At 68.3% G+C, this 12,551-nt stretch carries 12 protein-coding genes; all 12 read right to left on the minus strand.

Translation table 11 applies throughout. From position 1 onward, the window contains the following. Positions 1-5: 5 nt before the first annotated feature. Positions 6-911: a DMT family transporter gene (locus I0D00_RS05535; protein ID WP_213638742.1), complete on the minus strand. Its 906-nt coding sequence runs from the start codon at positions 909-911 to the stop codon at positions 6-8. A gap of 82 nt (positions 912-993) precedes the next feature. Further along, the gene (locus I0D00_RS05540) at positions 994-1,326 is read right to left on the minus strand and encodes a Na+/H+ antiporter subunit G (RefSeq protein ID WP_213638743.1); all 333 of its coding nucleotides are present in this window, start codon (positions 1,324-1,326) and stop codon (positions 994-996) included. A 10-nt stretch (positions 1,327-1,336) separates the two neighbouring features. Next, positions 1,337-1,606: a K+/H+ antiporter subunit F gene (locus I0D00_RS05545; protein WP_213638744.1), complete on the minus strand. Its 270-nt coding sequence runs from the start codon at positions 1,604-1,606 to the stop codon at positions 1,337-1,339. After that, complete coding sequence (locus I0D00_RS05550) at positions 1,591-2,094, minus strand: Na+/H+ antiporter subunit E (protein WP_213638745.1); 504 nt, start codon at positions 2,092-2,094, stop codon at positions 1,591-1,593. Before I0D00_RS05550 ends, I0D00_RS05545 begins: the two co-directional genes overlap by 16 nt. After that, the gene (locus I0D00_RS05555) at positions 2,091-3,596 is read right to left on the minus strand and encodes a monovalent cation/H+ antiporter subunit D (RefSeq protein ID WP_213638746.1); all 1,506 of its coding nucleotides are present in this window, start codon (positions 3,594-3,596) and stop codon (positions 2,091-2,093) included. The genes I0D00_RS05550 and I0D00_RS05555 overlap by 4 nt, the downstream gene beginning before the upstream one ends. Further along, positions 3,593-3,922 carry a Na+/H+ antiporter subunit C gene (locus tag I0D00_RS05560; protein WP_213638747.1) on the minus strand — a complete coding sequence of 110 codons (330 nt, stop codon included), beginning with the start codon at positions 3,920-3,922 and terminating at the stop codon, positions 3,593-3,595. Before I0D00_RS05560 ends, I0D00_RS05555 begins: the two co-directional genes overlap by 4 nt. A 1-nt stretch (position 3,923) precedes the next feature. After that, positions 3,924-6,716 (minus strand): monovalent cation/H+ antiporter subunit A, encoded by a 2,793-nt coding sequence (locus I0D00_RS05565; RefSeq protein WP_213638748.1) that lies wholly within the window; start codon positions 6,714-6,716, stop codon positions 3,924-3,926. A gap of 329 nt (positions 6,717-7,045) precedes the next feature. Continuing rightward, positions 7,046-7,510 carry an outer membrane lipoprotein gene (locus tag I0D00_RS05570; RefSeq protein ID WP_213638749.1) on the minus strand — a complete coding sequence of 155 codons (465 nt, stop codon included), beginning with the start codon at positions 7,508-7,510 and terminating at the stop codon, positions 7,046-7,048. Positions 7,511-7,664: 154 nt separating this feature from the next. Further along, positions 7,665-8,312, minus strand: coding sequence for a pyridoxamine 5'-phosphate oxidase (gene pdxH, locus I0D00_RS05575; protein ID WP_213638750.1), 648 nt, complete (start codon positions 8,310-8,312; stop codon positions 7,665-7,667). 47 nt (positions 8,313-8,359) lie between these two features. After that, positions 8,360-9,043, minus strand: a complete 684-nt coding sequence (locus I0D00_RS05580; protein WP_213638751.1) for an OmpA family protein — start codon at positions 9,041-9,043, stop codon at positions 8,360-8,362. A gap of 92 nt (positions 9,044-9,135) precedes the next feature. Then, on the minus strand, positions 9,136-10,281 hold the full coding sequence (locus tag I0D00_RS05585; RefSeq protein WP_213638752.1) for a serine hydrolase domain-containing protein: 1,146 nt from the start codon (positions 10,279-10,281) through the stop codon (positions 9,136-9,138). Between the two features lie 95 nt (positions 10,282-10,376). Further along, positions 10,377-12,521 carry an ATP-dependent DNA helicase DinG gene (gene dinG / locus I0D00_RS05590; RefSeq protein WP_213638753.1) on the minus strand — a complete coding sequence of 715 codons (2,145 nt, stop codon included), beginning with the start codon at positions 12,519-12,521 and terminating at the stop codon, positions 10,377-10,379. Positions 12,522-12,551: the final 30 nt, after the last annotated feature.

Below are 12,551 nucleotides of genomic sequence, written 5' to 3' on the forward strand. Positions count from 1 at the left end.
CCTCGTCAATCCAGTACGCCGGCCGGCACCGGCGGCGTGCTGCGCCACTGGCTCAGGGCCACGCCGGCGAATACCAGGACAGCGGCCAGCAGCTGCTCGGGGTTCAGCCGCTCGCCGAGCAGCAGCATGGCGAACACCAGGGTGAACACCGGGATCAGGTTGATGAAGCCGGACGCCTGGCTGGCCGGCAGGCGGCTGACCCCGTAGTTGTACAGGCCGTAGGCGCCGACGGTGACCACCACGCCCAGGTACAGCAAGGCGCCGATGCCCAGGGTGCTGACGGCCTGGGGCACCGGCGCGTCCCAGGCGGCCAGCGGCAGGAAGAACAGCGCGCCGATAAAGGCCTGCATGGCGGTGAGGATAAAGGCCGAGTAGCGCGCCGAGAGGTGCTTGAGCAGCAGCGTATAGCCGGTGGCGCAGAGCATCGCCAGCAGCTCGTAGAAGTTGCCCAGCAACGGATCGGGGGCGTGGGCGTCGGCGCTGCCGGCCAGACTCAGCCACACCGCCCCGGCCATCGCCAGGAGGAAGCCGGCCAGGGTGGTGCGGCTGATGCGCTCGCGCAGGAAGACGAAGGCGCCCATGGCCACCAGCAGCGGCAACAGCGCGGTGATCATGCCGGCCTGGGAGGCGCTGGTGTGCTGCAGCGCCAGGGCCTCGAAGATGAAGTACAGGCAGGGTTCGCAGGCGGCCAGGCCGAGCAGGTACTTCCAGTCGCCGGCGCGGTACAGCAGACGCCCGCGCCAGCGCCAGGCGAGGAGGAACACCAGGCTACCGAGGGCCATGCGGGCGAAGATCACCCACAGCGGCGGCAGCTCGGCGAAGGCCAGTTTCAGGGCGATGAAGGAACTGCCCCACAACGCCATCGCCACCACCAGGCACACCACCGCCGTCCCCCTGCCCTGCCCGTGCATCGCTCGCTCCCGCGCAAAACCCGAGTGTAGAGAGGCGGGCCCGGCCTGCACAGGTACAGTCAGGCGCGCGAACTGTGCGCGGCTACTGCTCCCAGGGCTTGCCGTGGGTCTTGTCGCTCAGACGCACCTTCTGTTGCAGGGCGGCCTTGGCCAGCATGTGGGCGCTGACCGGCGCGGTGATGAACAGGAACAGGGTGATCAGCAGTTCGTGCAGGCTGATGCCCTCGCCCTGGGCGCCGAAGTAGATCAGCGAGGCGATGACCATGCCGCCGACGCCCAGGGTGGTGGACTTGGTCGGCCCGTGCAGGCGCATGAAGAAGTCCGGCAGGCGGTACAGGCCGATGGCGCCGACCAGGGCGAACAGGCTGCCGAGCAGCAGTGCAATGGCGACCAGCGCCTCGATCCAGGTATTCATCAGACCTCCCCTACTCGATGATGTCGCCGCGCAACAGGTATTTGGCCACCGCCACGGTGCCGACGAAGCCCATCACCGCGATCAGCAGGGCCGCCTCGAAGTACAGCTTGGAACCGAGCCAGACGCCGAACAGCACCAGCAGGGCGATGGCGTTGATGTACAGGGTGTCCAGGGCGAGGATGCGGTCGGGCATGTCCGGGCCCTTGATCAGCCGCGCCAGGGTCAGCATCAGGGCCAGGCCCATGATCGCCAGGCAGAGCGGAATCACGTAGTCGAGCATGGGAATACCTCCAGCAGCGGCGCCTCGTAGCGGGCCTGGATCTCGCGCACCATGGCCGCCTCGTCGCCGACGTCCAGGCTGTGCACCAGCAGGGTCTTGCGGTCGTCGCTGAGATCGGCCGACACCGTACCCGGGGTCAGCGAGATGACGCTGGCGAGCATGGTCAGGGCCAGTTCGTCCTCCAGGCGCAGCGGGATCTCGACGAAGGCCGGCCGCAGCCGGGCACCGGGGCCGAGGATCAGCTTCGCCACCTGCAGGTTGGCCACCACGATGTCGCCCAGCACCCGCAGCAGGAACAGGCACAGCTTCAGCGGTCGCTGCAGGCGCGGCGGGTTGATCCAGAACACCTGGGTCACCAGGGGGATCAGCCAGCCGAGCAGCGCGCCGAGCAACCAGTGGCCCAGGCTCAGGTCGTTGACCAGCAACAGCCAGACCACCAGCAGGCACAGGCTCAGCAGCGGATGGGGCAACCAGCGGCTGGTTCTCATGGCGCACCTCCGCCGAGCACGGCCTGACGATAGAGCGAGAGGTCATGCAGCTGGCCGACCGTGGCCTGGGCGTACTCCAGCAGCGGCGCGGCCAGGCCGACCAGCAGCGGGCTGAGCGCCAGCAACCCGGCGCAGGCCAGCAGGCGGCCGCGGTCCAGCTCGGCGCTGTCCAGCTGGTGCAGGCCGACCCGCCAGAACAGCGTGCTGCCGGCGCGGCTCAGGGCGATCACCGTGGCCAGCCCGCCCACCAGCACCACCGGCCACAGCAACAAGGCCTGGAGACCCGGCTCGACCGCCCGCAGCAGCAGCAGCTTGCCGATGAAGCCGGAGAACGGCGGCAGGCCGGCCACGGCGATGGCGCCGACGAAGAACAGGCCGCCGAGCAGATGGGGGTTCTGCAACTCGGGCCCCTGCACCAGGCGGGTGGCCTTCGCCCCGCGCTGGCGGGCGATCAGGTCGGCGACCAGGAACAGGCCGCCGCCGATCCAGGTGCTGTGCACCAGATAGAACAGCGCGGCGGCCTGCGACTCGGGCGTGCCCAGGGCGATGCCGGCCAGCAGGGTGCCGACCGAGACGACCACCAGGTAGGCCAGCAGGCCGTGCAGGCTGCCGGCCGCCAATGCGCCGACCACCCCGCAGGCGATGGTCAGCAGCGCCAGGGGCCAGAGCCAGTCCTCGGCCATGTTGGCCAGGCTGCCGGCTTCGTCGCCGAAGATCAGCGTGAACACCCGCAGGATCGAGTACAGGCCGACCTTGGTCATGATGGCGAACAGCGCCGCCACCGGCGCCGAGGCCGCGGCATAGGCCCGGGGCAGCCAGAAGTACAGCGGCAGGAAGGCCGCCTTGAGGCCGAACACCACCAGCAGCAGCAGGCCGGCGGCGCCCAGCAGCGGCGCCTGGTCGGCACTGGCCGCCGCCACCCGCTGGGCCATGTCGGCCATGTTCAGGGTGCCGGTGATGCCGTACAGCACGCCGACGGCGATCAGGAAGAACGAGGAACCCACCAGGTTGAGGATCACGTAGTGCAGCCCGGCGCGCACCCGCTCCGCACCGCCGCCGTGCAGCAGCAGGGAGTAGGAGGCGATCAGCAGGATCTCGAAGAACACGAACAGGTTGAACAGGTCGCCGGTGAGGAAGGCGCCGTTGATGCCCATCAGCTGGAATTGGAACAGGGCGTGGAAATTGCGCCCGCGCTCGTCGTCGCCGCGCACCGCGTAGAGCAGCGCGAACAGCGCCAGCACCGCGGTGACCATCAGCAGCAGCGCACTGAGGCGATCGAGCAGCAGGACGATGCCGAACGGTGCCTGCCAGGCGCCCAGGGCATAGACCTGCAAGTCGCCCTGATTGGCCTGCTGCAGCAGCAGGAAGCTCAGCAGCAGCAGGATCGTCGTCGCAGCCAGGGACAGCGAGCGCTTGGCCGTCATGTTCAGCCGCGCGCCGAACAGCAGCAGGCTGCCGACGAACATCGGCAGCAGCACCGGCAGGATCAACGCATGGTTCATCGACCCGCCTCCCGGCCGTCGACATGGTCGCTCTGCGACTCGCCGACGCTGCGCAGCGCCAGCACCACCACGAAGGCGGTCATGGCGAAGCCGATGACGATGGCGGTGAGCACCAGGGCCTGGGGCAACGGATCGACGTACTGGCTGCCCTTGCCGATCACCGTGCTCGCCCCGCTCTGCAGGCGGCCCATGGCGAAGAGGAACAGGTTGACCGCGTAGGAGATCAGGGTCAGGCCCATCACCACCGGAAAGCTGCGGGCCCGCAACAGCAGGTAGACGCCGCTGGCGGTGAGGATGCCGAGGGTGCCGGCAAACAGTGCTTCCATCTCAGAGTACCTCTTGTCCGGCCTTTTCCTGGGTCAGCTTGCCCAGGTTGGCGAGAATCAGCAGGGTCGCGCCGACTACCGTCAGGTACACGCCCAGGTCAAACAGCATGGCCGTGGCCAGTTCGATCTCGCCCACCAGCGGAATCTGGAAGTGGCCGAAGGCCGAGGTCAGGAACGGCCTGCCGAACGCCCAGCTGCCGAGCCCGGTCAAGCCGGCGATCGCCACCCCGGCCCCGGCGATGCGGTGGTAGTTCAGCGGCAGGCGCGACTGGGTCCACTGCACGCCGTTGGCGACGTACTGCAGGATCAGCGCCACGGCGGTGACCAGACCGGCGATGAAGCCGCCGCCCGGCAGGTTGTGGCCGCGCAGGAAGATGAACACCGAAATCAGCAGGGCCATCGGCAGCAGCACCCGCGACAGGGTGGCGAGGATCAGCGGATGGCGGTCGCGCGCCCAGCTGCGTCCGGCGGCGTCGACCCGCGGCTGGATCAGGCGCAGGCCGTCGAGCATGGCGTAGATGCCCACGCCGGCGATCGCCAGCACGCTGATCTCGCCCAGGGTATCGAAGCCGCGGAAGTCCACCAGGATGACGTTGACCACGTTGCTGCCGCCGCCACCGGACAGGCTGTTGGCCAGGAAGAAGCCGGCGATGCTGTCGTAGGGCCGGGTCAGCACGGCGAACACCAGCATGGCCACCATCACCCCGCTGCCCACCGCCAGGACGAAATCGCGCAGGCCGCGGATGCTGCTCGACTCGCCGCGGGTCTGCTCCGGCAGGAAGTACAGCGCCAGCATCAGCAGGATGATGGTCACCACCTCCACCGACAGCTGGGTCAGGGCCAGGTCGGGCGCCGAGTAGCGGGCGAACGCCAGGGCCACCATCAGGCCGACCACGCTGAGCATCAGCAGCGAGACCAGGCGCTGACGGTGGAAGATCACCGTGACCAGCGCCGCCACGGCGAGGATGCCCATGCCCAGCGCGCTGAAGCCGTCGACCGGGGTCATGGCCACCGAGCCGGTGACCTGCGGCAGCGGTCCGAGGCCGAGCGTCACCACTATCAGCGCGGCGCCCAGCAGCAGGGCCAGGTAGCGCTGCAGGGAACCGCTCTCCAGGCGCCCGGTGAGGCTCACGCAGGCCTGCACCGTCAGCTGCACGCCGCGTTCGAACAACAACCGCGCATCCAGGCTCGGCAGCCCGGCGTACCAGCGGAACAGCGGCTGGCGCAGGGCATAGACCAGGACCCCGCCGAACAGGGCGATGAAGCTCATCAGCAGCGGCAGGTTGAAGCCGTGCCAGATCGCCAGGCTGTAGTCCGGCAGCTCGCCGCCGAGGCTGGCCGAGGCGGCGGCGGCCAGCAGCGGCGCCACGGTGTAGGCCGGAACCACCCCGACCAGCAGGCAGAGGAACACCAGGATCTCCACCGGCACCTTCATATAGCGCGGCGGTTCATGGGGCGGATACTTCGGCAGGTTGATCGGCTCGCCGTTGAAGAACACGTCGTGGATGAAGCGCAGGGAGTAGGCCACCGAGAACACCCCGGCCAGGGTCGCCGCCGCCGGGATCACCCAGTTGAAGCTGCCGAGCAGGTGCTGGTTGAGCGTCTCGCTGAAGAACATCTCCTTGCTCAGGAAGCCGTTGAGCAGCGGCACCCCGGCCATCGCCGAGGCCGCCACCATGGCCAGCATCGCCGTGTGCGGCATGTACTTCCACATGCCGTTGATGCGCCGCATGTCGCGACTGCCGGTCTCGTGGTCGATGATCCCGGCGGCCATGAACAGCGAGGCCTTGAAGGTGGCGTGGTTGATGATGTGGAACACCGCCGCCACCGCCGCCAGGCGGGTGTCCAGGCCGAACAGCAGGGTGATCAGGCCCAGGTGGCTGATGGTCGAATAGGCCAGCAGGCCCTTGAGATCATGCTGGAACAGCGCCATGCCGGCGCCGACCAGCAGGGTCACCAGGCCGGTCAGGCTGACCAGGTAGAACCACCACTCCGAACCGGCCAGCGCCGGGTACAGGCGCGCCAGGAGGAAGACCCCGGCCTTGACCATGGTCGCCGAGTGCAGGTAGGCCGAGACCGGGGTCGGCGCCGCCATGGCGTGGGGCAGCCAGAAGTGGAAGGGAAACTGCGCCGACTTGGTGAACACGCCGAGCAGCACCAGCACCAGGGCCACCGGGTAGAGTTCATGGGCACGGATCGCATAGCCGCTGGCCAGCACCCGCGACAGCTCGAAGCTGCCGGCGATATGGCCGATCAGCAGGATCCCGGCGAGCAGCGCCAGGCCGCCGCCGCCGGTGATCGCCAGGGCCATGCGCGCGCCCTTGCGCGCATCCGAACGGGCGCTCCAGAAGCCGATCAGGAGGAACGACGACAGGCTGGTCAGTTCCCAGAACATCAGCATCAGCAGCAGGTTTTCCGACATCACCACGCCGAGCATGGCGCCCATGAACAGCAGCAGGAAGGCGAAGAAACGCCCCATCGGCTCGTCTTTCGACAGGTAGTAGCGGGCGTAGAGGATCACCAGCAGGCCGATGCCGAGGATCAGCAAGGCGAACAGGAAGGCCAGGCCGTCCAGGCGCAGGCTGAGGTTCACCCCCAGCTCCGGCAACCACTCCAGCCTGGCCCGCAGCAGTTCGCCGGCGAACACCGACGAACGCTGGCTCAGCAGCAGCACCAGCGCCAGCAGCGGCGCCATCCCGGTCGCCACGGCACAGGCCGAGCGCCCCAGGCGCTCGGTGAGCAGGGGCAACAGCACCCCAAGGAACGGCAAGGCCACGATCAGCGCAAGCGCCATACACTAAAACCCCTTCTGCAAGCCCACCACCCATAGGGTCGGCGCTTAGCGGTCCATGAGGGTGGCCGCGCCGGGCGCTGTGCGTCGCCCTGGCCCGATCCCCATTTCCGATGAACAGGCTCACGCCTGCTATATGGCCTGAGCCTTCGTCGGCGCAGGATTATCCATATCTATCGGCGCCCCGTCATGAATAGAATTATTACGAAAAGCTCAATGCCGCGCATTCTTGACTCTAGCCGTGGGTCGTCACGCCGGGCGCGCGGATGCAACGGCGCCGAACGCGCACAAAAAAGCCGGATCAGCTCAGGCTGATCCGGCTCGCTTGGCGATCAATGGGCGACGCGGCTGGTGCCGTTGACGCTGAGGATCCGCACCCGCTCGCCCACCCGGAAGATCTGGTTCTCCTCGACCTCCTGGACATAGGCGCGCATGGTGCCGTCGTCTTCACGCACGGTGATCTCCACGCCCTGGGTGCGGGTCAGGCCTTCTTCGGCCGCGGCGCCGAGCAAGCCGCCGGCCACCGCGCCGACCACCGCCGCCACGGCGCTGCCGCGGCCACCGCCGACACCGCTACCGGCTACACCACCGACCACGGCACCGGCACCGGCACCGATCGGCGTCTTGGTGCCCTCGATCTTCACCGGCCGCAACGACTCGATGGTGCCCATGCGTACGACCTGCACGCGGCGCGCCTCGTCGCGCGAGTAGGTATCGCCGGTCAGGCTGGACGCGCAACCGCCCAGCGTCAGGGCCATCGCGGTAAACGAGGCGATGAGCAGAGTGGGTTTACGCATGTCGACTCCTCCAATGGCTTTCACTGCATTAGACCGCGCCCACCCGGGCACCGTCACTGTGATAAGGCAACAATAACCGATAGCCCGCCCCCGCACCTAACCCCAGGCCGTTACACCATCTGTCAGGCGTCGGGCGCTATCGGCGCCGGCCCCCTCAGGGCGCCAGTCGCTCGCGCAGCCAGGCGCCGTCCTGCAGACGGTAGTTGAGGCGGTCGTGCAGGCGGCTGGCGCGCCCCTGCCAGAATTCGACACGCTCGGGCAGCAGGCGATAGCCGCCCCAGTGCGGTGGACACTCCGGCGCCTGGTCGAGAAAACGCTGCTCGGTCTGCGCCAGCAAACCCTCCAGCTCGGCGCGATCGGCGATCACCCGGCTCTGCGGCGAGGCCCAGGCGCCCAGGCGGCTGCCCAGCGGGCGCACCTGGAAGTAGGCATCGGACTCCCGCGCCGTGACCCGCTCGACCCGCCCCTCGATCCGCACCTGGCGCTCCAGGGTCGGCCAGAAGAAGGTCATGGCGGCGAACGGCCGGGCCGCCAGCTGCTGGCCCTTGGCGCTGTCGTAGTTGCTGAAGAAGGTGAAGCCCTGCGCGTCCAGGCCCTTGAGCAGCAACACCCGCGCATGCGGGCGGCCATCGGCATCGACCGTCGCCAGGGTCATGACATTGGGCTCGACCGGCAGCTGCTCGGTCTTCACCGCATCGGCGAACCACTGCTGGAACAGGGCGAAGGGCTCGAGCGGCGCCTGCGCCTCGCTGAGCCCGTCTCGGGTGTAGTCGCGGCGCATGTCCGCCAGGGTCTGGGTCATGGCATAGCCCTCTAGAACGAATAGCGCCTAGTTTATCGGGCCCTATGCTAGTTGGCTTGTTCGGCGGCCACTACCTGTTTGCCCGTGACCGGCTTGCTCTTGGCTGTCTTGGCCGCGGGGCTGGCCTGGGCGACCGCCGGGATCGCGGCCGGCTGACTGTACTGGGCAAGCAGCGCCTTGAGACTGTCCTGACGGGTCAGCAGGATCTCCACGCGGCGGTTGAGGGCGCGGCCCGCGGCGCTGCCGTTGTCGGCCCGAGGCATATCCGAACCCAGGCCCTTGACCAGCAGACGGTCCTGACGCAGGCCGCTGAGACGGAAGATCGCGGTGAAGGCCCGGGCCCGCTCATGACTCAGCTCCCGGTTCGAGGCCGCGGCACCGCTGCTGTCGGCATGCCCGAGTACCAGTACGGCGACGTTCTTGTCGTGCTCCACCAACTTGGCGACACGGCTGATCGGCCCCAGGGTGATCGGCAGCAGCATGTGCGGGCGGTCAGGATTGAAGGAACCCTGCACCGGCGCGGTCACCACCAGCAGATTGTCCCGCCGCTCCAGTTCGAAATGGCTGCCCTTGATCGCCTCGCGCAGCCGCGGCTCGTAGTCGTCCAGCCAGGCTTGGCTGACTAGCGGGGCCGGCATGACGACGGCCTGGGCCTGCGGCTTGTTTTCCGAGCCGGCACAACCGGCCATCAGCAGACACAGGGCGAGCGCGAGATTTTTCTTGGCAAACATCGGTAATCCACACAGGTCGGTCAAAGGGAATGGCCACGGGCCAGTAATAATTGTCAGTAAAGTCTGGTCGTGCCGGGAGTCTAGCCAGACTCCTACAAACAATCCGCCAACACCCGCGCAAGTTTCTGCGCACGCGGGTCCATTAAGACGAACGGTCCTAGATTGCTGGTGACGAAGCCGAATGCCACCTCCCGTTCCGGGTCGGCAAAGCCGATGGAGCCACCGGCCCCCGGGTGGCCGAAGGCATAAGGCCCCATGCCGTAGGTGGCGTTGGCCTCCTCGCGCTGCTCGAGCATGCAGCCGAGGCCGAAGCGGGTACGCGTCAGCAGGGTCTTGTCGTCGCCGCGACTGTGCTCGCGGGTCAGCTCGGCGAGCAGCTCGCTCTCCAGCAACCGGCCGTCCAGCAGGCCGCTGTAGAAACCCGCCAGGCTGCGGGCATTGCCGTGGCCGTTGGCGGCCGGTTGCTGCATGCGTCGCCACTGCGGCTTGTTGGTGCTGGTCATGATCGACGGCGGATTGGTGAAGGCCCGGGTGCTCAGGGCCGTCGGCTCGCTCAGGGTCACCTTGAGCAGGCGCTGCGCCGCCGCATCGCCCAGGTTGCCCTTGCCGCGGGAGATGTGCGCGACACGATCGAACTCGCTGTCGGCCAGGCCGACATGGAAGTCCAGGCCCAGCGGCTTGGCCGTGCGCGCCACGATGGATTCGCCTGGGCCGCGCCCCTCCACCCGGCGCAGCAGCTCGCCGACCAGCCAGCCATAGGTGATGGGCGCATAGCCATGGCCCTCGCCCAGTGCCCACCAGGGCTGCTCGGCGGCCAGCGCCGCGGTCATCACCTGCCAGTCATACAGCGCCTCGGCCGGCAATGGCTGGCGCAGCGCCGGCAGGCCGGCCTGGTGGCTGAGCAGGTGACGCAGGGTGATCTTCTCCTTGCCGGCGGCGGCGAACTCCGGCCAGTAGCGGGCCACCGGCACGTCCAGCTCGAGCTTGCCCTCGCCGACCAGCTGCAACGCGGTGACCGCGGTGAAGGGCTTGGTGCAGGAGAACAGGTTGAGGATGGTGTCGCCGTGCCAGGCCTGCTGGCCGTCCTTGTCGGCCGTCCCGGCCCAGATGTCCACCACGGTCTCGCCGGCGACCTGGATGCACAGCGCCGCACCGCGCTCCTGGCGATCCTCGAACAAGGCGGCGAACGCTTCCTTGACGGCTTCGAACTGCAGGTCGAAATAGCCCTGAATCTGCAACTGCGGCTCCTAACTCTTGGAAATCAACGAGGTGCCGCGCATTGTTCCAGCCCCGGCGGCACTTGGGAACCGGCCGAGGCCTTCGCGGAGCCCTTCTAGCCGATCTCCCGACGAAATGGCGGCAGGGCATTGAGAATCGCCTTGCCGTAGCGCTGGGTCACCACCCGCCGGTCCAGCAGGGTGATGGTGCCGCGGTCGGCCTCGGTGCGCAGCAGCCGCCCGCAGGCCTGCACCAGGCGCAGCGAGGCGTCCGGCACGGCGATCTCCATGAAGGGGTTGCCGCCGCGGGCCTCGATCCACTCGGCCAGGGCCGCCTCCACCGGGTCGTCCGGCACGGCGAAGGGAATCTTGGCGATCACCACGTGCTCGCAGTAGGCCCCCGGCAGGTCGACCCCCTCGGCGAAGCTGGCCAGGCCGAACAGCACGCTCTCCTCGCCACTGTCGACCCGCGCCTTGTGCTTGTTCAGGGTCTCCTGCTTGGACAGGTTGCCCTGGATGAACACCCGCTTGCGCCAGTCGCGCTCCAGACCGTCGAACACGTCCTGCATCTGCTTGCGCGAGGAGAACAGCACCAGGGTGCCGCGCGAGCCGGCCACCAGGCCCGGCAACTCGCGGATGATCGCCGCGGTGTGGGCCGGCGCCTCGCGCGGATCGGCCTTGAGGTCCGGCACCTTGAGCACGCCGGCGTCGGCGTGATGGAAGGGACTCGGCACCACGGCGGTCACCGCCACCTTGGGCAGGCCGGCGCGCATCCGGTAGCGGTCGAAGGTGCCCAGGGCGGTAAGGGTCGCCGAGGTCACCAGGGCGCCATAGGCGACATTCCACAGGTTGCGCCGCAGGGTCTCGGCGGCGAGGATCGGGCTGGCGTTGACCTCGATATCGAACAATGCGCCGCTCTCGGCCAATGTCAGCCAGCGCGCCATCGGCGGGCTGTCCTCCGGGTCATCGGCGGTGAAGGCCAGCCACAGCTCCCAGTTGCCCTTGGCCCGCGCCAGCAGGCTGCCGAACAGCGGGTACCACTCCTCGGCCTGGTGGCTGGCGATGCCGATGCCGGCCTCGCCGTCCATGGCCTCCTTGAGCTGCTCGGCGACCCCGGTGAACAGGTCGGTGAGCCGGGAGAAGCCCTTCTTCAGCTCCAGACCCAGCTCCTGCAGGTGCTCCGGCACCAGGCCGCCGACGAAGCGGTGGCGCGGCCGCTCGCGGCCCTCCATGTCCTCGCCGGGCTTGAAGTCGGCCAGCTGCTCGCAGGCGCTGAACATGAACTGCTGCTGGGTCTTGATCTCCCGCGCCAGCTCCGGCACCTGCTCGATCAGCCGCCCCAGGTCCCCCGGCAGCGGGTGCTGGGCCAGCAGCTTGGTGAGGTTCTTGGCCGTCTGCTCCAGCCAGTCGGCGGTCGAGCGCAGGCGGGTGAAGTGGGCGAAGTGACCGATCGCCTTGTCCGGCAGGTGATGACCCTCGTCGAACACATAGAGGGTCTCGCGCGGATCGGGCAGCACGGCGCCGCCGCCCAGGGCCAGGTCGGCCAGGACCATGTCGTGGTTGGTGACTATGACGTCGACCTTGCCCATGCCCTCGCGGGCCTTGTAGAAGGCGCACTGCTGAAAGTTCGGGCAGTGGCGGCTGGTGCACTGGCTGTGGTCGGTGGTCAGGCGCGACCAGGTACCGTCCTCCAGCTCCTGGGGCCAGCTGTCGCGGTCGCCGTCCCACTTGTTGCCGGCGAGCTTGTCGATCATCGCGCCGAACAGCTTCTGGCTCTGCTCGTCGACGTCGATCTTGAAGCCTTCCTCCTCGAACAGCTGGGCGGTGGCGCTCTGGGCCTGGCCCTCCTGCAACAACAGGTCCAGCTTGGACAGGCACAGGTAGCGACCGCGCCCCTTGGCCAGGGCGAAGCTGAAATTCAGGCCGCTGTTGCGCATCAGGTCCGGCAGGTCCTTGTGCACGATCTGCTCCTGCAGGGCCACGGTGGCGGTGGCGATCACCAGGCGCTTGCCGGCGGCCTTGGCGGTGGGTATCGCCGCCAGGCTGTAGGCCACGGTCTTGCCGGTGCCGGTGCCGGCCTCGACCGCCACCACCGCAGGCTCGCCCTCGCGCTTGCCCTCGTCGTCGGCCTTGATAGTGCCCAGCACCTTGGCGATCTCGGCGATCATCAGGCGCTGGCCATAGCGCGGCTTGAGCCCCTTGGCCTCGAGAAAACGGGAATAGGCGCCCTGGATCTGGGACTTGAGTTCGGTACTGAGCATGCTGGTCTGGGCGCGAAAAGGCTGGATAAA

It is taken from the genome of Pseudomonas lalucatii (assembly GCF_018398425.1).
GTDB classification, from domain to species: domain Bacteria; phylum Pseudomonadota; class Gammaproteobacteria; order Pseudomonadales; family Pseudomonadaceae; genus Aquipseudomonas; species Aquipseudomonas lalucatii.